At 64.5% G+C, this 20713-nt stretch carries 19 protein-coding genes; 4 read left to right on the forward strand and 15 right to left on the reverse strand.

Translation table 11 applies throughout. The features are described from left to right. Positions 1-5: 5 nt before the first annotated feature. The 10 genes from AC1G9C_RS10625 to AC1G9C_RS10670 form a co-directional block, all read right to left on the reverse strand. Positions 6-815, reverse strand: a complete 810-nt coding sequence (locus AC1G9C_RS10625) for a secretin N-terminal domain-containing protein (protein ID WP_122107808.1) — start codon at positions 813-815, stop codon at positions 6-8. Further along, complete coding sequence (locus AC1G9C_RS10630) at positions 812-1453, reverse strand: DUF7931 domain-containing protein (protein WP_021445847.1); 642 nt, start codon at positions 1451-1453, stop codon at positions 812-814. Before AC1G9C_RS10630 ends, AC1G9C_RS10625 begins: the two co-directional genes overlap by 4 nt. Positions 1454-1461: 8 nt before the next feature. Next, positions 1462-1887 carry a GNAT family N-acetyltransferase gene (locus AC1G9C_RS10635; protein WP_021445848.1) on the reverse strand — a complete coding sequence of 142 codons (426 nt, stop codon included), beginning with the start codon at positions 1885-1887 and terminating at the stop codon, positions 1462-1464. Further along, positions 1880-3046 carry a ribosomal protein uL16 3-hydroxylase gene (locus AC1G9C_RS10640; RefSeq protein WP_021445849.1) on the reverse strand — a complete coding sequence of 389 codons (1167 nt, stop codon included), beginning with the start codon at positions 3044-3046 and terminating at the stop codon, positions 1880-1882. The genes AC1G9C_RS10635 and AC1G9C_RS10640 overlap by 8 nt, the downstream gene beginning before the upstream one ends. 78 nt (positions 3047-3124) lie before the next feature. Beyond that, positions 3125-4495 carry an adenylosuccinate lyase gene (purB, locus tag AC1G9C_RS10645; RefSeq protein WP_457790592.1) on the reverse strand — a complete coding sequence of 457 codons (1371 nt, stop codon included), beginning with the start codon at positions 4493-4495 and terminating at the stop codon, positions 3125-3127. A gap of 147 nt (positions 4496-4642) precedes the next feature. Continuing rightward, positions 4643-5506 (reverse strand): DMT family transporter, encoded by an 864-nt coding sequence (locus AC1G9C_RS10650; RefSeq protein WP_021445851.1) that lies wholly within the window; start codon positions 5504-5506, stop codon positions 4643-4645. Positions 5507-5511: 5 nt separating this feature from the next. After that, positions 5512-6132 carry a high frequency lysogenization protein HflD gene (gene hflD / locus AC1G9C_RS10655; RefSeq protein ID WP_021445852.1) on the reverse strand — a complete coding sequence of 207 codons (621 nt, stop codon included), beginning with the start codon at positions 6130-6132 and terminating at the stop codon, positions 5512-5514. After that, on the reverse strand, positions 6129-7241 hold the full coding sequence (gene mnmA / locus AC1G9C_RS10660) for a tRNA 2-thiouridine(34) synthase MnmA (protein WP_480410144.1): 1113 nt from the start codon (positions 7239-7241) through the stop codon (positions 6129-6131). Before mnmA ends, hflD begins: the two co-directional genes overlap by 4 nt. A gap of 106 nt (positions 7242-7347) precedes the next feature. Further along, positions 7348-7788, reverse strand: a complete 441-nt coding sequence (locus tag AC1G9C_RS10665; RefSeq protein WP_480410145.1) for an NUDIX hydrolase — start codon at positions 7786-7788, stop codon at positions 7348-7350. 79 nt (positions 7789-7867) lie between these two features. Then, complete coding sequence (locus AC1G9C_RS10670) at positions 7868-10096, reverse strand: NADP-dependent isocitrate dehydrogenase (protein WP_480410146.1); 2229 nt, start codon at positions 10094-10096, stop codon at positions 7868-7870. Positions 10097-10462: 366 nt separating this feature from the next. On the opposite strand from AC1G9C_RS10670, the gene icd reads away from it, so the two are divergent. Beyond that, on the forward strand, positions 10463-11719 hold the full coding sequence (gene icd / locus AC1G9C_RS10675; RefSeq protein ID WP_480410147.1) for an NADP-dependent isocitrate dehydrogenase: 1257 nt from the start codon (positions 10463-10465) through the stop codon (positions 11717-11719). A gap of 66 nt (positions 11720-11785) precedes the next feature. On the opposite strand, the gene cspD is transcribed toward icd, so the two are convergent. Beyond that, entirely contained in the window at positions 11786-12049 is a 264-nt protein-coding gene (cspD, locus tag AC1G9C_RS10680; protein ID WP_031303859.1) for a cold shock domain-containing protein CspD, read from the reverse strand. A 231-nt stretch (positions 12050-12280) separates the two neighbouring features. Between cspD and clpS the strand changes: the two genes are divergently transcribed. Further along, positions 12281-12643, forward strand: a complete 363-nt coding sequence (gene clpS, locus AC1G9C_RS10685; protein ID WP_031303861.1) for an ATP-dependent Clp protease adapter ClpS — start codon at positions 12281-12283, stop codon at positions 12641-12643. Between the two features lie 29 nt (positions 12644-12672). Next, positions 12673-14943: an ATP-dependent Clp protease ATP-binding subunit ClpA gene (gene clpA, locus AC1G9C_RS10690; protein ID WP_397484792.1), complete on the forward strand. Its 2271-nt coding sequence runs from the start codon at positions 12673-12675 to the stop codon at positions 14941-14943. Between the two features lie 62 nt (positions 14944-15005). Here the strand turns inward: clpA and infA are convergent, their stop codons facing one another. From infA to trxB, 4 genes are all read right to left on the reverse strand, one after another. Beyond that, positions 15006-15224 carry a translation initiation factor IF-1 gene (gene infA / locus AC1G9C_RS10695; RefSeq protein WP_002553999.1) on the reverse strand — a complete coding sequence of 73 codons (219 nt, stop codon included), beginning with the start codon at positions 15222-15224 and terminating at the stop codon, positions 15006-15008. A gap of 138 nt (positions 15225-15362) precedes the next feature. Then, on the reverse strand, positions 15363-16070 hold the full coding sequence (locus AC1G9C_RS10700) for an arginyltransferase (RefSeq protein ID WP_122107817.1): 708 nt from the start codon (positions 16068-16070) through the stop codon (positions 15363-15365). A gap of 198 nt (positions 16071-16268) precedes the next feature. Further along, on the reverse strand, positions 16269-16949 hold the full coding sequence (aat, locus tag AC1G9C_RS10705; RefSeq protein WP_397497123.1) for a leucyl/phenylalanyl-tRNA--protein transferase: 681 nt from the start codon (positions 16947-16949) through the stop codon (positions 16269-16271). 61 nt (positions 16950-17010) lie between these two features. Next, positions 17011-17961, reverse strand: a complete 951-nt coding sequence (trxB, locus tag AC1G9C_RS10710; protein WP_480410148.1) for a thioredoxin-disulfide reductase — start codon at positions 17959-17961, stop codon at positions 17011-17013. Between the two features lie 204 nt (positions 17962-18165). Between trxB and ftsK the strand changes: the two genes are divergently transcribed. Beyond that, entirely contained in the window at positions 18166-20577 is a 2412-nt protein-coding gene (ftsK, locus tag AC1G9C_RS10715) for a DNA translocase FtsK (RefSeq protein WP_457790655.1), read from the forward strand. Positions 20578-20713: the final 136 nt, after the last annotated feature.

Below are 20713 nucleotides of genomic sequence, written 5' to 3' on the forward strand. Positions count from 1 at the left end.
CGGGGTCAGTCGAGGGCTTCGACCTTCAGGCGCAGGGTCATGTCTTCGCGGCCCTGGGTGGTGCGTCGCTGGAGGATGTCGCGGCTGCTGGAGGCGGTGTCCTCGTTGACCCCGCCGAGGGTGATCCATTCGCCGAGGCGGCCGCTGACCCGGGTGTCGGTGCTCTGCACGTCTATCACGCCGGGACGGTGGGCGTTGAGGCGGTCGCGCTGGCTGCTGATGCTGACGTGCACCAGCTCGCCGGAGAGGGTGGCGGTGACATAGAAGCCGCGGGTCACATCGCGGTACTGGGTGTCCTGGTAGACCTGGCCGTAGGGGCCGGTGCTGGTGGTGGTCAGCGGCACGCTCTGGCCGACCTGGATCAGCGCCGGATAGCCCTCGGTGGCTTGCACCTGCTGGGTGCCGCCGCCGCGGCTGTCGGTGCTGCGGCGGATGATGCGCACCTGGTCGCGGCCACCCACTTCGCCGCGGCCGACCTGCACCTCGGCGTCGCCGGCGCTGAGGCTGCCGTCGACCCGGTAGCCGCGGTCGCTCTGGTAGTTGCTGTCGCTGCTCTCCACGCTGATCAGCAGGCGTCGCGGGCGGGTGTCGAGCTGCTCCAGCAACTGGCGCACCTCGTCGATCTTGGCCGGTGAGGCGTTGACGATCAGCTGGTTGCCGTAGGGGCTGACCCGGCCCTCGTTGCCCAGCACCGACTGCACCACGCCGATCACCTCGTCGGCGGTGCGGTAATTGAGCGGGATCACCTCGGTGGCCGCCTGCAGCGGCAGGCACAGGCCGAGAAGCAGGGCGGCGAGCAGGGCACGCAGGGTCATAGCAGGAAACTCCGCAGATCGGGATCGCTGATGCTGGTATCCCAGGCCTGGTCGAACTGCGCCTGGCGCTGGCGCACCCGCGCCGGGTCGCGGTACAGGGCGTAGCCGGCCTGCTGGCCGAGTTCGGGGCGCAGCAGTAGGCCCTGGTCGTCGGCGATCAGGTAGGCCAGTTCTTCACTGGGATAATCCGGGTTGAGTTTGCGGATATGCAGGTTGGAGGACAAGCGCCGCGACAGGCCGAGCAGGCGATGCCCCTCCTTGACCGCGCGGGTCGGGTCGCGCACGAGGATGCGCAGGCGCGCGCGCGGACTGGCCAGAAGGAAGCGGGTGCAGGCCTGCTGCACGCTGCCGTGATGGTAGAGCCAGGGTTCCAGGTCGTCGCTGTACAGGCACAGGCTGCGCTGCGCCTGCTGGATCAGCGCCAGCACATGGGCACGCGCCTGCTGTGGCTGGCTGAAGCGCTCCAGGCGCTCGTGAGCGCCGAGGACGAAGGGCGCCGGCTCCCATTGCGGGGCGTCCGCTGTCGCCGGCTCGGGGTTGTGCACGGCAAAACGCCCCGGCGATTCGAACTCGATAGCCGCGAGCTCGGCCGGCTGCGGGGTATCGCTCGTCTCGAGCGGGGCGTCTTGGTCGTCCATTGCGGCCTCTACTGGCGGGTGCGCACCATGTCCACGTGCGGGATGCCGGCGTCGAGGTACTCGCCGCTGACTATCTCGAAGCCTAGCCTTTCATAGAACGGCGTGGCGTGCACCTGGGCGCTGAGCATTTGCCGATCCAGGCCGCGTTTTTCCGCTTCCGCGATCACCGCCTGCATCAGCGCTTCGCCGACCTTGAGGCCGCGCCAGTCCTTGAGTACCGAGACGCGGCCGATATGGCCGTCCGGCAGCAGGCGCGCGGTGCCCACGGCGTAGTCGCCTTCCTCGGCGAGAAAATGCACCGCTTCGGCGTCTTCGGCGTCCCATTCCAGCTCCGGCGGCACCGCCTGTTCGGCGACGAACACGCTTTCGCGGATACGCCGCAGCTCGGCGTTGTCCTTGTGCCAGTCCGCGACGCGAACTCGGATCTCACTCATCGGCGAACCCCAGACTACCTTGCTTGACCAGTTCCCAGAGCAGGGTACGCCCCTCGTCATCGGCCAGCCAGGCGCCAAGGTTATCGATATGTAACGCATCGGCGCTGCAGATCAGCTTGAGCAACTCGCGCAGGCGCGCCGACACCAGGCGGCTCTGGCCGCTGGCGAACAGCACCAGATCCTCGCCGACTTCCGACCAGGCCATGCGCGCGCTGGGGTTGCGGATGATCACGGCGCCGTCTTCCAGGCTGCCGAGAAATTCTTCTTCGTCGATCTCGATGCCGGCGACCAGCTCCGGATACTTGGGCTCGGTCATGAACTGGCCGAACCAGGTCATCAGCAGGCGTTCGTCGCTCATGTGCTCGTTGAGCAGGGCCTTCAGGCGCTCCAGGGCGTCGCGCTGGATCTGGTTGGGATCCTCGCTCGGCTGGATATCGGCGTCGCTGTAACGCTCCTCCTCGGGGAGGAACTGGCCGAGAAAATCGGTGAAATGGGTCAGGACTTCGGCGGCGCTCGGCGCGCGGAAACCCACGGAATAAGTCATGCAATCATCCTCAGCGGTGCCACAGTGGGCGAGGCGCGGCGGCAGGTAGAGCATGTCGCCGGGTGCCAGCACCCATTCATCGGTTGGTTCGAATTCGGCCAGGATCTTCAGATCGGCGTGGGGCAGCAGCGGGCTTTCGGAGTCGCACATCTGGCCGATCTGCCAGCGGCGATGACCGTAACCCTGCAGCAGGAAAACGTCGTAGTTGTCGAAATGCGGGCCGACGCCGCCGCCGGGCGCGGCGAAGCTGATCATCAGGTCGTCGATGCGCCACTTGGGCAGGAACTTGAAGTCCTCCAGCAGTTCGGCCACTTCCGGGACGAACTGGTCGACCGCCTGCACCAGTAGGGTCCAATCGCGCTCGGGCAGGTTCTGGAAGCTGTCCTCGGCGAAGGGGCCGCGTTGCAGTTCCCAGGGGCGTTCGCCGTGCTCGATGACCAGGCGCGACTCGACTTCTTCCTCCAGGGCCAGGCCGGCCAGCTCGTCCGGGCTGATCGGGCTTTCGAAGCCGGGCACGGCCTGGCGCACCAGCAGCGGTTTCTTCTGCCAGTAGTCGCGCAGGAATTCACGGGCTGTGAGGCCACCCAGCAGTTGCAGCGGAGTATCAGGATTCATCAGTAAGCCCTTGAAATAGAAAAAAACCTTAAAACAAAAACGCCCGGCTCAGCCGGGCGTCCTCGAGGCTGGTACGGATCAGATGCGCTGGGCCTGGGCCACCGCGTTGCCGATGTAGCGGGCCGGGGTGAGTTGCTTGAGCTCGGCCTTGGCCTCGGCCGGCATGTCCAGGCCGTCGATAAAGGCCAGCAGCGCCTCGGGGCTGATGCCCTTGCCGCGGGTCAGCTCCTTGAGCTTCTCGTAGGGGTTCTCGATGGCGTAGCGGCGCATGACGGTCTGGATCGGCTCGGCGAGCACTTCCCAGCAGGCGTCCAGATCTTCAGCAATACGCTGAGCATTGAGCTCCAACTTGCTGATTCCCTTGAGGCTGGCTTCGTAGGCGATCACGCTGTGGGCGAAGCCGACACCGAGGTTGCGCAGCACGGTGGAGTCGGTCAGGTCGCGCTGCCAGCGGGAGATCGGCAGCTTGCTGGCCAGGTGCTGGAAGATCGCGTTGGCGATGCCGAGGTTGCCTTCGGAATTTTCGAAGTCGATCGGGTTGACCTTGTGCGGCATGGTCGAGGAGCCGATCTCGCCGGCCACGGTCTTCTGCTTGAAGTAACCGAGGGAGATGTAGCCCCAGACGTCGCGGTCGAAGTCGATGAGGATGGTGTTGAAACGGGCGATGGCGTCGAACAGCTCGGCGATGTAGTCGTGCGGCTCGATCTGGGTGGTGTAGGGGTTGAAGGTCAGGCCCAGGTCGCCTTCGATGAACTGGCGGGCGTTGGCTTCCCAGTCGATGGCCGGGTAAGCGGACAGGTGGGCGTTGTAGTTGCCCACGGCGCCGTTGATCTTGCCCAGCAGCGGCACCGCAGCGACCTGGGCGATCTGCCGCTCCAGGCGGTAGACCACGTTGGCCAGTTCCTTGCCCAGGGTGGTCGGCGAGGCCGGCTGGCCGTGGGTGCGCGACAGCATCGGCACCTCGGCGAACTTCACCGCCAGTTCACGGATGGCGTCGGCCAGCTGCTGCATCAGCGGCAGCAGCACGGTGTCGCGGCCTTCGCGCAGCATCAGGGCGTGGGACAGGTTGTTGATGTCCTCGCTGGTGCAGGCGAAGTGAATGAACTCGCTGACCTTGTCCAGTTCCGGCAGCTTGGCGGCCTGCTCCTTGAGCAGGTATTCCACCGCCTTGACGTCGTGGTTGGTAGTGCGCTCGATTTCCTTGACGCGCTCGGCGTGCTCGACGGCGAAGTTCTCCGCCAGCTGGTTGAGCAGGGCGTTGGCTTCGGCGGAGAAGGGCGCGACTTCGGCGATGCCCTCGTGGGCGGCCAGGCGCTGCAGCCAGCGCACTTCGACCAGCACACGGCTACGGATCAGGCCGTATTCGCTGAAGATGGGGCGCAGGGCGCTGGTTTTGCCGGCGTAGCGGCCGTCGACGGGGGAAACCGCGGTGAGCGAGGAAAGCTGCATATGGGCGTTCTCGAGCTGTCGGGCTGAAAAGCCATCCGGCTTGCTGCGCATCGTGCCTGCTCCGATGAAGCGGGCTCTAGCTCAGGCGCCTGGACGGCCTCTGACGAAAAGGGCGCATATCATACATGAAAACGTCCGGCTGACCGCCTATGCGTTGCGCCGGGCGACCGACAGTAGGCTGGCGGCGAAGATCAGTGCGGCGCCGAGCAGCGACAGGCGATCGGGCATCTCGCCCCACAGCAGCCAGGCGATCAGCCCGGCGAAGACTATGGCCAGGTAGGCGATCGGGCCGATCAGCCCCGGCGGCGCCAGGCCGTAGGCGCGCGACATGATGATCTGGCTGGCGGTGGCCAGCAGGCCGATGCCCAGCAGCCAGCCGAGCTGGTTGGCTGCGAGCGGCTGCCAGCTCCAACTCAGCGGAATGGCGGAGAACAGGGCACTGAACAGCGAGAAGTAGAAGACGATGCGCGTCGCCGGCTCGCTGTCGCTCATCTCGCGGATGGAGACGAAGGCGAAGGCGGCCAGCAGGCTGGCGGCCAGGCCGATCAGCGCCGGGCCCTCGAACAGCGCGGCGCTGGGCTTGGCCACCAGCAGCACGCCGAACAGGCCAATCAGGCTGGTGAGCAGCATGCGCCGGGTCAGCGGCTCCTTGAGCCAGAAGTGGGCGATCAGCGGGGTGAACACCGGCGCCGAGTAGGTGAACAGCATGGCGTCGGCCAGCGGCAGGTGGGCGATGGCGTAGAAGAAGCAGTACATCGCCGCCAGGCCGTAGGTGGTGCGCCACAGGTGCGATTTCAGCCGTGTCGTGCGCAGCGGGCGTACCCCGCGCACCAGCAGCAGCGGCAGGAAGAACAGCACGCCGACCAGGTTGCGGAAGAACACCACCGACTCGTTGTTTACGCTGGCCGAGATTTCCCGGATGCCGACGCCGGTAAGGGCGAACAGCAGAGCGGACAGGGCCAGCAGCAGGGCGCCCTGCAGCGGCTTGACGCTGCGGCTCGGGGCGCCCATGGCGGTCAGCTGCGCATCAGTTGGTAGAGTTCCTTGAGCAGCTTGCCGCGGCTGAACACCAGCTGCCAGCGGTGACCGCCGAGCTGGCGCCACAGCCGCGCCGAGCGGATGCCGGCGAGCAGCAGGGCGCGGATCTTCGCCGCGTTGCTCGGCTGCTGCAGAAAACGCATGTCGCCGTGCACCTGGATGCGCTGGCGGAAGGTGCTGATGGTGTCCTGGTACAGCCCGCCGCAGGCGGCGATGACGTTGTCGTGGACCAGGCCGAAGTGCTCGACCTGCTGCTGGATCTGATCCAGGCGGCTGCCCATCACCTGCAGCATGTCGCCGCGCTTGTCCAGCTGGCGCTCCAGGCCGAGCAGGGCCAGGGCGTAGCGCAGCGGCTCGCGCTGCAGCGCCGCGGGGTTGCGCTCCAGCGAGCTGACCAGCGCGCGATAACCGTCGCGCAGGTTGAGGTCGTCGCCGCCGTAGACGTCGAGCGTACTCTTCGGATCGCGCACCAGCAGGCTGCCGAGCATGCAGCTCATCGACGCCTCGCTGACCTGGCCGGTGCGGGCGATCTTGTCGGCCAGCACCGCGGCCTCGAACACGGCGCCGAGGGCGACCAGTTGTTCCTGCGTCGGGTTCATCGGGCGTCCTCGTACCAGGGCTCGGCGGTCTCGATCACGCCGCCGCCGAGGCACACCTCGCCGTCGTAGAACACCACGGACTGGCCGGGCGTCACGGCGCGCTGCGGCTCGTCGAAGATCGCGCGGTAGCCGCTTGCGGTCTGCTCCAGGGTGCAGGCCTGGTCGCCCTGGCGGTAGCGCACCTTGGCGCTCAGGCGGCGCGGGCTGCTCAGGTCCACCGGGTTGACCCAGTAGATATCCGAGGCGAGCAGGGCGCGGGAGAACAGCCAGGGGTGTTCGTTGCCCTGGCCGACGACCAGCACGTTGCGCGTCAGGTCCTTGCGCAGCACGTACCAGGGATCGTCGCCGGCGTCCTTGAGCCCGCCGATACCGAGGCCCTGGCGCTGACCGATGGTGTGGTACATCAGGCCGTGATGGCGGCCGATGACCTGGCCCTCGGTGGTCTCGATATCACCTGGCTGCGCCGGCAGGTACTGCTTGAGGAAATCGCTGAAGCGGCGCTCGCCGATAAAGCAGATGCCGGTAGAATCCTTCTTCTTCGCCGTGGCCAACTCGTATTTCTCGGCGATGGCGCGCACCTGCGGCTTTTCCAGCTCGCCGACCGGGAACAGGGTCTTGGCGATCTGCTCGCCGCCGACGGCATGCAGGAAGTAGCTCTGGTCCTTGTTCGGATCCAGGCCCTTGAGCAGCTCGGTGCGGCCGTCGACGTCGCGGCGGCGCACGTAGTGGCCGGTGGCGATCAGGTCGGCGCCGAGCGACAGGGCGTAGTCGAGGAAGGCTTTGAACTTGATCTCGCGGTTGCACAGGATGTCCGGGTTCGGCGTGCGCCCAGCCTGGTATTCGGCCAGGAAGTGCTCGAACACGTTGTCCCAGTATTCCGCGGCGAAGTTGGCGGTGTGCAGCTTGATGCCGATGCGCTCGCACACGGCCTGGGCGTCGGCCAGGTCGTCCATGGCGGTGCAGTATTCGGTGCCGTCGTCTTCGTCCCAGTTCTTCATGAACAGGCCTTCGACCTGATAACCCTGTTCCAGCAGCAGCAGGGCGGAAACGGACGAGTCGACGCCGCCGGACATGCCGACGATCACGCGTTGGGTGCTAGGTGCTTGCATGGGAGTCTGCGAGTGAAGCCTGAAAAACTGGCGAGTCTACCAGAAAGCCTGCACCCGACGTGTAGGGCGTACTCGCGAAGCAGTACGCCGAACGCGGGCTATTGTTTCAATCGCGCACCAGCTCCAGCGGCCCGCGGATGCCGGCCAGGTAATCGTCCACGCAGCGCAGCACCAGTTCGCTGCGCCAGCGCTCGGGTTGCGCGGCCAGTTCGTCGCGGCTCAACCAGGCGATGCCGTGGATGTCGCTGTCCAGTGCGCGGGCCGGATCATGGCGCAGCGGGTGGGCGATAAAGCACACCCGTTGGTAGGTCACGCCATTGCTCGGCGCGGTATAGAGATAAATGCCGAGCAGGCCGCTCAGCGCCACCTCCCAGCCGGTTTCTTCGAGGGTTTCGCGCAGCGCGGCCTGGCGCAGCGATTCGTTGGCCTCCAGGTGCCCGGCGGGCTGGTTGAGCACCAGGCGGCCAGCCTTGAACTCCTCGACGAACAGGAAGCGGCCCTGGTCCTCGATGATCGTGGCCACGGTGATATGGGGCTGCCACTCCATTTCTGCTTCTCCAGTGATCTCTATGCAAAAAAAGAACCCCGGCACTATGGCCGGGGTTCTCCGTGTTGCCGAGCCCTTATCAGGCGTTCAGCGCGGCCAGAGCGGCGTTGAAGGTGGCGCTGGGGCGCATCACCTGGCTGGTCAGCTCGGGGTTGGAGCGGTAGTAGCCACCGATGTCCACAGGTTTGCCCTGCACAGCGGCCAGTTCGGCGACGATGGTCGCTTCCTGCTCGGTCAGGGTCTTGGCCAGCGGGGCGAAGCGTGCCTTCAGCTCGGCGTCTTCGTTCTGCGCGGCCAGGGCCTGGGCCCAGTACAGCGCCAGGTAGAAGTGGCTGCCACGGTTGTCCAGCTCGCCGACCTTGCGCGCCGGGGACTTGTTATTGTCCAGCAGTTTGCCGGTGGCTTCGTCCAGGGTCTTGCCGAGGATCTTGGCCTTGAGGTTGTCGGTCTTGATCCCGGTTTCTTCCAGGGAGACGGCCAGGGCCAGGAACTCGCCCAGCGAATCCCAGCGCAGGTAGTTCTCTTCGACCAGCTGCTGCACGTGCTTGGGCGCCGAACCGCCGGCGCCGGTTTCGTACATGCCGCCGCCGGCCATCAGCGGCACGATGGACAGCATCTTGGCCGAGGTGCCCAGCTCCATGATCGGGAACAGGTCGGTTAGGTAGTCGCGCAGCACGTTGCCGGTCACCGAGATGGTGTCCAGGCCGCGGATCATCCGCTCCATGGACACGCGGATGGCTTCGTTGTAGCCCATCATGCGGATGTCCAGGCCGCTCAGGTCGTGGTCCTTCAGGTACAGCTCGACCTTCTTCTGCAGCTCGCGGTCGTGGGCGCGCTCCGGGTCCAGCCAGAAGATCGCCGGGGTGTTGGATTGACGGGCGCGGGTGACGGCCAGCTTGACCCAGTCGCGAATCGGCGCGTCCTTGGTCTGGCAGGCGCGCCAGATGTCGCCGGCCTCGACCTGGTGCTGCATCAGCACGGTGCCGTCGGCAGCGACGACGCGCATGGTGCCGTCGGCGGTCATTTCGAAGGTCTTGTCGTGGGAGCCGTATTCCTCGGCCTTCTGCGCCATCAGGCCGACGTTCGGCACGCTGCCCATGGTGGTCGGGTCGAACGCACCGTTGGTTTTGCAGAAGTTGATCATTTCCTGATAGATGCGCGCGTAGGTGCTCTCAGGCATGACGGCCTTGGTGTCTTTCTGCTTGCCGTCCTTGCCCCACATCTGGCCGGAGTTGCGGATCATCGCCGGCATCGAGGCGTCGACGATCACGTCGCTCGGGATGTGCAGGTTGGTGATGCCCTTGACCGAGTCGACCATGGCCATTTCCGGGCGATGGGCGTAGACCTCGTGGATGTCGTGCAGGATCTCTTCCTGCTGCGAGGCGGGCAGGGCCTTGATCTTGTCGTAGACGCTGCTGATGCCGTTGTTCGGGTTGACGCCCAGCTCCTTGAACAGCTCGCCGTACTTGTCGAACACGTCCTTGTAGTAAACGCTGACGGCGTGGCCGAAGACGATCGGGTGGGAGACCTTCATCATGGTCGCCTTGACGTGCAGGGACCACATCACGCCGGTTTCCTTGCAGTCCTGCAGGGTCTTCTCGAAGAAGTCGCGCAGCTTGCGGCAGCTCATGAACATGCTGTCGAACACTTCGCCTTCCTGCAGGGCGAGCTGCTTCTTGACCTCGACCTTGCCGTCCTTGCCGACGAACTCGATGCGCACGTCACCGGCCTTGGCCATGGTGATCGACTGCTCGCTGGAGAAGAAGTCGCCGCCGCGCATGTAGTCGGCGTGGGACTGCGAGGCCATGCTCCACTTGCCCATGCTGTGCGGGTGCTTGCGCGCATAGGCCTTGACCGCGGCCGGGGCGCGGCGGTCGGAGTTGCCTTCGCGCAGCACCGGGTTCACCGCACTGCCGAGTACCTTGGCATAACGGGCACGGACTTCCTTCTCGGCGTCGCTCTGCGGGTCTTCCGGGTAGTCGGGCAGGGCGTAGCCCTGGGCCTGCAGCTCGGCGATGGCGCCCTTGAGTTGCGGCACCGAAGCGCTGATGTTGGGCAGCTTGATGATATTGGCTTCGGGCTGGGTGGCCAGTTCGGCCAGCTTGGCGAGGTCGTCCTCGATGCGCTTGTCGGCGCCCAGTTGGTCGGCAAAGCTTGCCAGGATCCGTCCAGCAAGAGAGATGTCGCGAGTTTCGACGGAGATGTCAGCCGATGCGGCGAAAGCTTCTACAATGGGCAGAAGCGAATAGGTGGCGAGGGCTGGAGCTTCGTCGGTGAAGGTGTAGATGATCTTCGAAGGGGTGGACATTTAGAGTTAACTCTCTTCTTTGCTGAGCGTGCACAGAAACTCGACGTGCGCGGGTAGGCGCCTGAACCCGGTCATTGATCGGGCTGGAGTCGAGGACTCGCCGCGGTGATGTTGGATGCACCAGTAGAGTGTCGAGCATTTCGAGCCAGCCAGCGGTGATAGCCACTGGCCGGTTTCAAGAGGTTGCCGTCCGGTTCGGGACGGGCGCCCCTTATGACTCGTTAGTCACCTAAGCAGTATATCACTGCGACGCCGCGTCGCAGAATGCCCAGTTGTATAAGACCAACGAACATGTGGTTCCACCCGATTCAACTGCGCTACTCTCGGGGGATTGCGCACAGTTCTAACCACAAGATGGAGTCCAGCATGGGATACCAAAAGATCCAGGTGCCAGCCAGCGGTGACAAAATCACCGTCAATGCCGACATGTCGCTCAATGTGCCGAACAACCCGATCATCCCCTTCATCGAGGGTGATGGTATCGGCGTGGATATTTCCCCGGTGATGATCAAGGTGGTCGACGCCGCCGTCGCGAAAGCCTATGGCGGTGCGCGCAAGATCTCCTGGATGGAGGTCTACGCCGGCGAGAAAGCTACCCAGGTCTACGATCAGGACACCTGGCTGCCCAAGGAAACCCTCGAAGCGGTGCGCGACTACGTGGTGTCGATCAAGGGCCCGCTGACCACGCCGGTGGGTGGCGGCATCCGCTCGCTCAACGTGGCTCTGCGTCAGGAACTCGATCTGTACGTCTGCCAGCGTCCAGTGCGCTGGTTCGAAGGCGTGCCCAGCCCGGTGAAGAAGCCCGGTGACGTGGACATGGTGATCTTCCGCGAGAACTCCGAGGACATCTATGCCGGCGTCGAATGGAAGGCCGGCAGCCCCGAGGCCGAGAAGGTCATCAAGTTCCTCACCGAGGAAATGGGCGTCAAGAAGATCCGCTTCACCGACATGTGTGGCATCGGCATCAAGCCGGTTTCCGAGGCGGGCACCAAGCGTCTGGTGCGCAAGGCGCTGCAGTACGCCGTCGACAACGACCGCAGCTCGGTAACCCTGGTGCACAAGGGCAATATCATGAAATTCACCGAGGGTGCGTTCAAGGAGTGGGGCTATGAGATCGCCCGCGACGAATTCGGCGCCGAGCTGCTCGATGGCGGCCCGTGGATGCAGTTCAAGAACCCGCGCACCGGCAAGAACATAGTGGTCAAGGACGTGATCGCCGACGCCATGCTGCAGCAGATCCTGCTGCGTCCGGCCGAGTACGACGTGATCGCCACGCTCAACCTCAATGGCGACTACCTGTCCGACGCCCTGGCAGCGGAGGTCGGCGGCATTGGTATCGCGCCGGGCGCCAACCTGTCCGACACGGTGGCCATGTTCGAGGCGACTCACGGCACCGCGCCGAAGTACGCTGGCCAGGACAAGGTCAATCCGGGCTCGGTGATCCTCTCCGCCGAGATGATGCTGCGGCATATGGGCTGGATCGAGGCGGCGGACCTGATAATCAAGGGTACCAACGGCGCCATCGCCGCCAAGACCGTGACCTACGATTTCGAGCGCCTGATGGAAGGGGCGACCCTGCTGTCCTGTTCGGAGTTCGGTGACGCGATGATCGCGCACATGTAACGGCGGGTTGTCTAAAGAAGGGCCGGTCAATTGACCGGCCTTTTTCGCGGCGATTTGCCAGGATACTCAGACTTCGACAGTGCTAGCGGTACTCTGCGCCTGGGGTACTGCCGCAGGGGCGTCCTGGGCGGCGGCACTGATATTGACGGCGTGTAGTCCTTTCGGGCCCTGCACGATCTCGAAGCGGACCGGCTGGCCGGCCTTGAGTGTTTTATAACCTTCCATCTGGATGGCCGAGTAGTGGGCGAACAGGTCCTCATCTCGGCCGTCGGCCAGGATGAATCCATAGCCTTTGGCGTTGTTGAACCACTTGACCTTACCGCTGAGCATGCTGATATCCCTCTGCAAAGGACTCCATCTCTGGAGTATCATCCACTTCGATTCCGCGCGAAAACCAACCAGGCTGGGCGAGGGCGCGGAACCCCTGATACCCACTAATGGGTATTTATTGTTTGTAACACCCTTTTGCCGATAGTCAAGGCTATGCGGCGGACGGCTGAGAAGTCAGTCAAACTCCCTCTAGCATCCCTGTTCGTCCGGCCCTGAACCTCTGATTTCAGCATGCATGCAAGTAGCCAGATTCGACTAACATTCAATCAGGATCACCCGGCAGAGCATGAGGACGATTCCTCCGGCGTTGCTGTTCAGGAATCCAAGCCAGCATTACAGGCACCACCGATGTACAAGGTGGTCTTATTCAATGACGACTACACCCCGATGGATTTTGTCGTCGAAGTGCTCGAAGTGTTTTTCGGCATGAACCGGGAGCTGGCGACCAAGATCATGCTGACCGTCCATACAGAGGGGCGGGCGGTATGCGGCGTGTTCACCCGTGATATCGCGGAGACCAAGGCCATGCAGGTCAATCAGTACGCTAGGGAAAGCCAGCATCCGCTACTCTGTGAGATCGAGAAGGACGGTTAATGCCGGCCACTTGGGTATGAGGTGAAGCTATGTTGAATCGAGAGCTCGAAGTCACCCTCAATCTGGCTTTCAAGGAGGCGCGCGCCAAGCGTCATGAGTTCATGACGGTCGAGCACCTGCTGCTGGCCTTGCTGGATAACGAGGCGGCGGCCAGCGTGTTGCGCGCCTGTGGAGCCAATCTCGACAAGCTGCGCCATGATTTGCAGGAGTTCATCGACTCCACCACGCCGTTGATTCCCCAGCACGACGAAGAGCGCGAAACCCAGCCAACTTTGGGCTTCCAGCGCGTGCTGCAGCGCGCGGTGTTCCATGTGCAGAGTTCGGGCAAGCGCGAAGTCACCGGCGCCAACGTGCTGGTGGCGATCTTCAGCGAACAGGAAAGCCAGGCCGTGTTCCTGCTCAAGCAGCAGAGCGTGGCGCGTATCGACGTGGTCAACTACATCGCCCACGGCATCTCCAAGGTGCCGGGGCACGGCGATCATCACGAGAACGACCAGGAGATGCAGGACGAAGAGGGTGGCGAGGCCTCGGCCTCCGGCAATCCGCTGGACGCCTACGCCAGTAACCTCAACGAACTGGCGCGTCAGGGGCGCATCGACCCGTTGGTCGGTCGCGAGCACGAGGTCGAGCGCGTGGCGCAGATCCTCGCCCGGCGGCGCAAGAACAACCCGCTGCTGGTCGGCGAGGCCGGCGTCGGCAAAACCGCCATCGCCGAGGGCCTGGCCAAGCGCATCGTCGACGAGCAGGTGCCCGATCTGCTGGCCGACAGTGTGGTCTATTCCCTGGACCTCGGCGCGCTGCTGGCCGGTACCAAGTACCGCGGCGATTTCGAGAAGCGCTTCAAGGCGCTGCTCAACGAGCTGCGCAAGCGCCCGCACGCCATCCTGTTCATCGACGAGATCCACACCATCATCGGCGCCGGTGCGGCGTCCGGCGGGGTGATGGATGCTTCCAACCTGCTCAAGCCAATGCTGTCCTCAGGTGAGATTCGCTGCATCGGCTCCACCACCTTTCAGGAATTTCGCGGCATCTTCGAGAAGGATCGCGCCCTGGCTCGGCGCTTCCAGAAGGTCGACGTGGTCGAGCCGTCGGTCGACGACACCTACGGCATCCTCAAGGGGCTCAAGGCACGTTTCGAGCAGCATCACCATATCGAGTACAGCGACGAGGCCCTGCGTGCGGCGGCCGAGCTGGCCGCGCGCTACATCAACGACCGCCATATGCCGGACAAGGCCATCGACGTGATCGACGAGGCGGGCGCCTATCAGCGCCTGCAGCCGGAAGACAAGCGCGTGCCGCGCATCGAGGTGGCGCAGGTCGAGGACATAGTCGCCAAGATCGCGCGGATTCCGCCCAAGCACGTATCCAGCTCGGACAAGGAGCTACTGCGCAACCTGGAGCGCGACCTCAAACTCACCGTATTCGGCCAGGATGCCGCCATCGACTCGCTGGCCACGGCGATCAAGCTATCGCGCGCCGGGCTCAAGGCGCCGGACAAGCCGGTCGGCTCCTTCCTCTTCGCCGGCCCCACCGGCGTGGGCAAGACCGAGGCCGCCCGGCAGTTGGCCAAGGCCATGGGCATCGAGCTGGTGCGCTTCGACATGTCCGAGTACATGGAGCGGCATACCGTGTCGCGGCTGATCGGCGCGCCGCCCGGCTACGTCGGTTTCGACCAGGGCGGTCTGTTGACCGAGGCGATCACCAAGCAGCCGCATTGCGTGCTGCTGCTCGACGAGATCGAGAAGGCCCATCCGGAAGTCTTCAACCTGCTGCTGCAGGTGATGGATCACGGCACCCTGACCGACAACAACGGGCGCAAGGCGGATTTCCGCAATGTGATCCTGATCATGACCACCAACGCCGGGGCGGAAACTGCGGCGCGGGCGTCGATCGGCTTCACCCAGCAGGATCACTCCACCGATGCCATGGAAGTGATCAAGAAGAGCTTCACTCCGGAGTTCCGCAACCGCCTGGACACCATCATCCAGTTCGGCCGCCTGAGCCACGAGACGATCAAGAGCATCGTCGACAAGTTCCTCACCGAACTGCAGGCGCAGCTGGAGGACAAGCGCGTCACCCTGGAGGTCAGCGATGCGGCGCGCGGCTGGCTGGCCGAGCGCGGTTACGACGTCATGATGGGCGCCAGGCCGATGGCGCGCCTGATCCAGGACAAGATCAAGCGTCCGTTGGCGGAGGAAATCCTCTTCGGCGAGCTGGCCGAGCATGGCGGTGTGGTGCACATCGACATCAAGGATGGCGAGCCGAGCTTCGAGTACGAGACGGCGGCAGAAGTCGCCTGATCGGCTGGAAAGACGAACGAAAACGCCCGGCATATGCCGGGCGTTTTCGTTTGGTGCTTGGCTTAACGGGCGCGGTAGGTGATGCGGCCCTTGCTCAAGTCATAAGGTGTCAGCTCGACGCGCACCTTGTCACCAGTGAGAATGCGGATGTAATTCTTGCGCATCTTGCCGGAGATGTGCGCGGTAACGACGTGCCCGTTTTCCAACTCCACGCGGAACATGGTGTTGGGCAGGGTGTCGACGACAGTGCCTTCCATTTCGAAGCTGTCTTCTTTCGACATGCAGTAAAGCCCTCGGTATCCAGGAAATGGCCCGGTGCAACTGGCGCCAGGCAAAAGCGGCGTGCATTGTGCCCGAAAACAGGAGGCTGCGCCAAGGGGCTTGGCGGGGAGAGCTTGCTCGGTGGTGCGCGCGAGGCTCTAGGTCAGGAGGGTCCAGCGCTGATTGACGAACAGCTCGATGGGGCGGTACTGGGTCTTGTAGTTCATCTTGCGGCAGTTCTTGATCCAGTAGCCGAGATAGACGGCCTGCAGTCCCAGGCGCGCGGTTTCGCCGATCTGCCAGAGGATGGCGAAGCGGCCGAGGCTGCGGCGCTCTTCGCTGGGGTCGTAGAAGGTGTAGACCGCTGACAGCCCGTTGGGCAGCAGGTCGGTCACGGCTATGGCTACCAGGCGACCGCGCAGACGGAATTCGTAGAAACGCGAAAACGGCAGGTCGCGTACCAGGAAGGTGGAGAACTGGTCGCGACTCGGCGGATACATGTCGCCATCGGCGTGGCGCTGCTCGATGTAGCGCACGTAGAGCGCGTAGTACTCCTCGGTGAAGGCCGGGCGCACGGGACGCACGCTGATGTCTTGGTTGCGCTTGAGGATACGCCGCTGCTGGCGATTAGGGGTGAACACCGAGGCCGGGATGCGCGCCGGAACGCAGGCGGTGCACTGCTGGCAATGCGGGCGATAGAGGTGGTCGCCACTGCGGCGAAAGCCCATTTCCGAGAGTTCGGCGTAGACCAGCACGTCCATGGGCTGACTGGGGTCGAGAAACAGGGTGGTGGCCTGTTCTTCGGGCAGATAGCTGCACGGATGAGGCTGGGTGGCGTAGAACTTCAGGCGGGCCAGCTCGGTCATGGCGGTGTCTCGGTAAAGCCTTGCCTAAGAGTGTAAGCCAAGTTCGGCTGCAAGCTACAGGCCCTCAGGCTGCCAGTGGTGCGAGTGGATTCGGGGGTGTAGGGCGGATCGGAGCGCCGAGCGCTTGCAGCGCCGGCGGACAGTCCGTCGGGCCATACGGCGTTGCAGCTTCGCGCACGGATCGGTGCCCGCGACGCCCTAGGCGAGCCAGTTTGCCGTGTTGGGCAGGTCCAGATGGCGCTGCAGGTAGTCGGCGAAAGCCGCGCGGGGGATGGCGCGGGCGCCGAAGCTGTGCAGGTGCTGGGTGGGCATCTGGCAGTCGATCAGGACGAAGCCCCACTGGCGCAGCTTGTCGACCAGGGTGGCGAACCCCACCTTGGAGGCGTTGTCGGCGCGGCTGAACATGGATTCGCCGAAGAACAGCTGGCCGATGGCCAGGCCATAGAGGCCGCCGACCAGTTCCTCGCCCTGCCAGACCTCCACCGAGTGGGCGATGCCGCGGCGGTGCAGCTCCAGGTAGGCGTCCTGCATGCTCGGGGTGATCCAGGTGCCGTCGGCATAATCGCGCGGTGCGGCGCAGGCGCGGATCACCGCGGCGAAATCCCGGTCGAAGCTGACCCGATAACGCTGCTGGCGCAGCAGCTTGGCCAGGCTGCGGGAGAGATGCAGTTCGTCGGGAAACAGCACGGTGCGTGGATCGGGCGACCACCAGAGAATCGGCTGGCCGTCCTGGAACCAGGGGAAGCAGCCGTGGCGGTAGGCGCCGATCAGACGATCGGCGCTGAGGTCGCCGCCAGCTGCGAGCAAACCGTTGGGCTCGCGCATGGCCTTGGCCAGTGGCGGGAATACCAGGGAGTCGCGTTGCAGCCAGGTCAGCATGCGGGGTGTCCGGCGGAGCAGGGCAGGGGAGAGAGCGAGCGACGCGGCTCGCCCGGGTGGATTAATGGCTGTCGAGGAACTTCTCGACGTCCAGTGCAGCCATGCAGCCGGCACCGGCGGAGGTGATGGCCTGACGGTAGACGTGGTCGGCCACGTCGCCGGCGGCGAATACGCCGTCGATACTGGTGGTGGTGGCGTTGCCTTCGCTGCCGCCCTTGATCAGCAGGTAGCCGTCGCGCATCTCCAGCTGGCCGGTGAACAGCTCGGTGTTGGGCTTGTGGCCGATGGCGATGAACACGCCGGCCAGCGGCAGTTCCTTGGTGGCGCCGTTCTCGGTGCTCTTCAGGCGCACGCCGGTGACGCCGGTCTGGTCGCCCAGCACCTCGTCGAGGGTGTGGTTCCAGTGCAGCTTGATATTGCCGTTGGCGGCCTTGTCGAACAGTTTGTCCTGCAGGATCTTCTCCGAGCGCAGCTTGTCGCGGCGATGAACCAGGTGCACTTCCTTGGCGATGTTGGACAGGTACAGCGCCTCTTCCACGGCGGTGTTGCCGCCGCCGATCACCGCCACCACCTGGTTGCGGTAGAAGAAGCCGTCGCAGGTGGCGCAGGCCGATACGCCCTTGCCGGAGAAGGCTTCTTCCGAGGGCAGGCCGAGGTACTGGGCGCTGGCGCCGGTGGCGATGATCAGTGCGTCGCAGCTGTAGGTGCCGCTGTCGCCCTTGAGTACGAAGGGACGGCTCTGCAACTCGGCGGTATGGATGTGGTCGTAGATGATCTCGGTGTCGAAGCGTTCGGCATGCTTCTGCATGCGCTCCATCAGCGCCGGGCCGGTCAGGCCTTCGACGTCGCCCGGCCAGTTGTCCACCTCGGTGGTGGTGGTGAGTTGGCCGCCGGGTTGGATGCCGGTGATGACCACGGGCTTGAGATTGGCGCGAGCGGCGTAGACGGCTGCGCTATAACCGGCAGGGCCGGAGCCCAGGATAATCAGGCGTGAATGCTTGACTTCGCTCATAAAAAAACCCCATAAGCCTTTGTCACAAAAGAGAATGCGTGCTCCAATTGAGCCGCATGGAAGCTGCTGCCGGCTATGCTACACCGAAGCGGGGCGGGTGCGGGAGCTTGGCGATTGGCCGGTGGGCGACGGGCCTGGGGTAAATCCGTACAATGTCCGCGTTCTGCGGTTAACCATCAGATGGACGCGCCAGGGGCGCAGGAAATGGCTGTTTTGAAGAATTCCACCACGCAGATTCCGGACTGGCGGCAGAAACTTCAGTATCGACTGAAGGAGGGCGCATTGATTGCCCTGGCGGCGCTGTGCCTGTACCTGCTGATGACGCTGCTGACCTATAACGTCGCCGATCCGGCCTGGGACAACAGCGTGCAGGTCGAGCGCATTCTTAACGCCGGCGGTAGCATCGGCGCCTGGCTGTCCAGCGCGCTGTTCGGCGCCCTGGGCTATTTCGCCTACATCTTCCCGCTGCTGCTGGGCATCAAGACCTGGCAGGTGTTTCGCACGCGCAACCAGCCCTGGCACTGGAACGGCTGGCTGTTCTCCTGGCACAGCATCGGCCTGGTATTCCTGATTCTGTCCGGCGCGGCGCTCGGCGACATTCATTTCACGGCCGCGGCCGGCATGCAGGGCTCCGGCGGCGGCATGCTCGGCGCCAGCCTCGGCGACCTGGCCGTGCACGCGCTGAACGTGCAGGGCAGCACCTTGCTGTTCCTGGCGCTGTTCCTGTTCGGCCTGACCGTGTTCACCGACCTGTCCTGGTTCCGCGTGATGGACCTGACCGGCAAGATCACCCTGGACCTGATCGAGTTGATCAACGGCGCCATCACCGGCTGGTGGAACGCGCGCAACGAACGCAAGCAGATGAAAGTGCAGCTGCGCGAGCTGGACGAGCGGGTCAGCGAGGTGGCCGCGCCGGTGGTCAGCGATCGCCGCGAGCAGGCCAAGGTCAAGGAGCGCCTGCTCGAGCGCGAAGAATCCCTGAGCAAGCACATGAGCGAGCGCGAGAAACGCCCGGCGCCGGTGATCACCCCGCCCGCGCCGCCCAAGGCGGCCGAGCCGAGCAAGCGCGTGCTCAAGGAAAAACAGGCGCCGCTGTTCGTCGACACGGCCATCGAAGGCAGCCTGCCGCCGATTTCCATTCTCGACGTCGCCGAGAAGAAGCAGAAGCAGTTCTCGCCTGAGTCGCTGGAGGCCATGTCGCGCCTGCTGGAGATCAAGCTCAAGGAGTTCGGCGTCGAGGTGGTGGTCGAATCCGTGCATCCCGGTCCGGTGATCACCCGTTTCGAGATCCAGCCGGCGGCGGGGGTGAAGGTCAGCCGCATCTCCAACCTGGCCAAGGACCTGGCGCGTTCGATGGCCATGGTCAGCGTGCGTGTGGTCGAGGTGATCCCCGGCAAGACCACCGTGGGCATCGAGATTCCCAACGAAGACCGGCAGATCGTGCGCTTCTCCGAGGTGCTGTCGTCGCCCGAGTACGACGATGCCAAGTCGCCGGTGACCCTGGCCCTGGGCCACGACATCGGCGGTCGCCCGGTGATCACCGACCTGGCCAAGATGCCGCACCTGCTGGTGGCCGGTACCACCGGCTCGGGTAAATCGGTGGGGGTCAACGCGATGATCCTGTCGATCCTGTTCAAGTCCACGCCGGAAGAGGCGCGGATGATCATGATCGACCCGAAGATGCTGGAGTTGTCGATCTACGAGGGCATTCCGCACCTGCTCTGCCCGGTGGTCACCGACATGAAGGAGGCGGCCAACGCCCTGCGCTGGTCGGTGGCCGAAATGGAACGCCGCTACAAGCTGATGGCGGCCATGGGTGTGCGCAACCTGGCTGGCTTCAACCGCAAGATCAAGGACGCCATCGAGGCCGGCACGCCGCTGACCGACCCGCTGTACCGCCGCGAGAGCATGGAGGACGAGGCGCCACAGCTCAAGCCGCTGCCGACCATAGTCGTGGTGGTCGACGAATTCGCCGACATGATGATGATCGTCGGCAAGAAGGTCGAAGAACTGATCGCCCGTATCGCGCAGAAGGCGCGCGCCGCCGGCATCCACCTGATCCTCGCCACCCAGCGCCCCTCGGTGGACGTGATCACCGGCCTGATCAAAGCCAACATCCCCACCCGCATGGCCTTCCAGGTGTCGAGCAAGATCGACTCGCGCACCATCCTCGACCAGGGCGGCGCCGAACAATTGCTCGGCCATGGCGACATGCTCTATCTGCCGCCCGGCACCGGCCTGCCGATCCGCGTGCACGGCGCCTTCGTCTCCGACGACGAGGTGCACCGCGTCGTCGAGGCCTGGAAGCAGCGCGGCGCGCCGGACTATATCGAAGACATTCTCGCCGGCGTCGAAGAGGCCGGCAGCGGCTTCGAGGGCGGCAGCGGTGGTGGCGAAGGCGGCGAGGGCAGCGAGGAAGATCCGCTGTACGACGAAGCGGTCAACTTCGTCCTGGAAAGCCGCCGCGCCTCCATTTCCGCGGTGCAGCGCAAGCTGAAGATCGGCTACAACCGCGCCGCGCGGATGATCGAGGCGATGGAGATGGCCGGCGTGGTCAGCTCGATGAACACCAACGGCTCGCGCGAGGTGATCGCACCCGGGCCGTCGCGCGACTGAGAGGTTGTGAATAAATCTACTGCGCTCCGGCGAAACGCGACCTGCCTTCGCTCGCTACGATTTCTTCACAACCGCTGAGCGCGGCGACCGCGGACAAATCGGCGGATTCGCGGTCTACAAGATTCCACGGCGGCCC

The sequence above is a fragment of the Pseudomonas sp. ABa2 genome, from assembly GCF_056676075.1.

What these genes read in the sequence shown, in the direction of transcription:
- AC1G9C_RS10700 (WP_122107817.1), bottom strand. Translation starts at nt 16,070, where the DNA reads ATGACCGAGCTGGCCCGCCTGAAGTTCTACGCCACCCAGCCTCATCCG.
- infA (WP_002553999.1), bottom strand. Translation starts at nt 15,224, where the DNA reads ATGTCGAAAGAAGACAGCTTCGAAATGGAAGGCACTGTCGTCGACACC.
- AC1G9C_RS10670 (WP_480410146.1), bottom strand. Translation starts at nt 10,096, where the DNA reads ATGTCCACCCCTTCGAAGATCATCTACACCTTCACCGACGAAGCTCCA.
- aat (WP_397497123.1), bottom strand. Translation starts at nt 16,949, where the DNA reads ATGCTGACCTGGCTGCAACGCGACTCCCTGGTATTCCCGCCACTGGCC.
- AC1G9C_RS10635 (WP_021445848.1), bottom strand. Translation starts at nt 1,887, where the DNA reads ATGAGTGAGATCCGAGTTCGCGTCGCGGACTGGCACAAGGACAACGCC.
- AC1G9C_RS10625 (WP_122107808.1), bottom strand. Translation starts at nt 815, where the DNA reads ATGACCCTGCGTGCCCTGCTCGCCGCCCTGCTTCTCGGCCTGTGCCTG.
- ftsK (WP_457790655.1), top strand. Translation starts at nt 18,166, where the DNA reads ATGGCTGTTTTGAAGAATTCCACCACGCAGATTCCGGACTGGCGGCAG.
- hflD (WP_021445852.1), bottom strand. Translation starts at nt 6,132, where the DNA reads ATGAACCCGACGCAGGAACAACTGGTCGCCCTCGGCGCCGTGTTCGAG.
- purB (WP_457790592.1), bottom strand. Translation starts at nt 4,495, where the DNA reads ATGCAGCTTTCCTCGCTCACCGCGGTTTCCCCCGTCGACGGCCGCTAC.
- clpS (WP_031303861.1), top strand. Translation starts at nt 12,281, where the DNA reads ATGCATGCAAGTAGCCAGATTCGACTAACATTCAATCAGGATCACCCG.
- AC1G9C_RS10665 (WP_480410145.1), bottom strand. Translation starts at nt 7,788, where the DNA reads ATGGAGTGGCAGCCCCATATCACCGTGGCCACGATCATCGAGGACCAG.
- icd (WP_480410147.1), top strand. Translation starts at nt 10,463, where the DNA reads ATGGGATACCAAAAGATCCAGGTGCCAGCCAGCGGTGACAAAATCACC.
- AC1G9C_RS10630 (WP_021445847.1), bottom strand. Translation starts at nt 1,453, where the DNA reads ATGGACGACCAAGACGCCCCGCTCGAGACGAGCGATACCCCGCAGCCG.
- mnmA (WP_480410144.1), bottom strand. Translation starts at nt 7,241, where the DNA reads ATGCAAGCACCTAGCACCCAACGCGTGATCGTCGGCATGTCCGGCGGC.
- trxB (WP_480410148.1), bottom strand. Translation starts at nt 17,961, where the DNA reads ATGAGCGAAGTCAAGCATTCACGCCTGATTATCCTGGGCTCCGGCCCT.
- AC1G9C_RS10650 (WP_021445851.1), bottom strand. Translation starts at nt 5,506, where the DNA reads ATGGGCGCCCCGAGCCGCAGCGTCAAGCCGCTGCAGGGCGCCCTGCTG.
- AC1G9C_RS10640 (WP_021445849.1), bottom strand. Translation starts at nt 3,046, where the DNA reads ATGAATCCTGATACTCCGCTGCAACTGCTGGGTGGCCTCACAGCCCGT.
- clpA (WP_397484792.1), top strand. Translation starts at nt 12,673, where the DNA reads ATGTTGAATCGAGAGCTCGAAGTCACCCTCAATCTGGCTTTCAAGGAG.
- cspD (WP_031303859.1), bottom strand. Translation starts at nt 12,049, where the DNA reads ATGCTCAGCGGTAAGGTCAAGTGGTTCAACAACGCCAAAGGCTATGGA.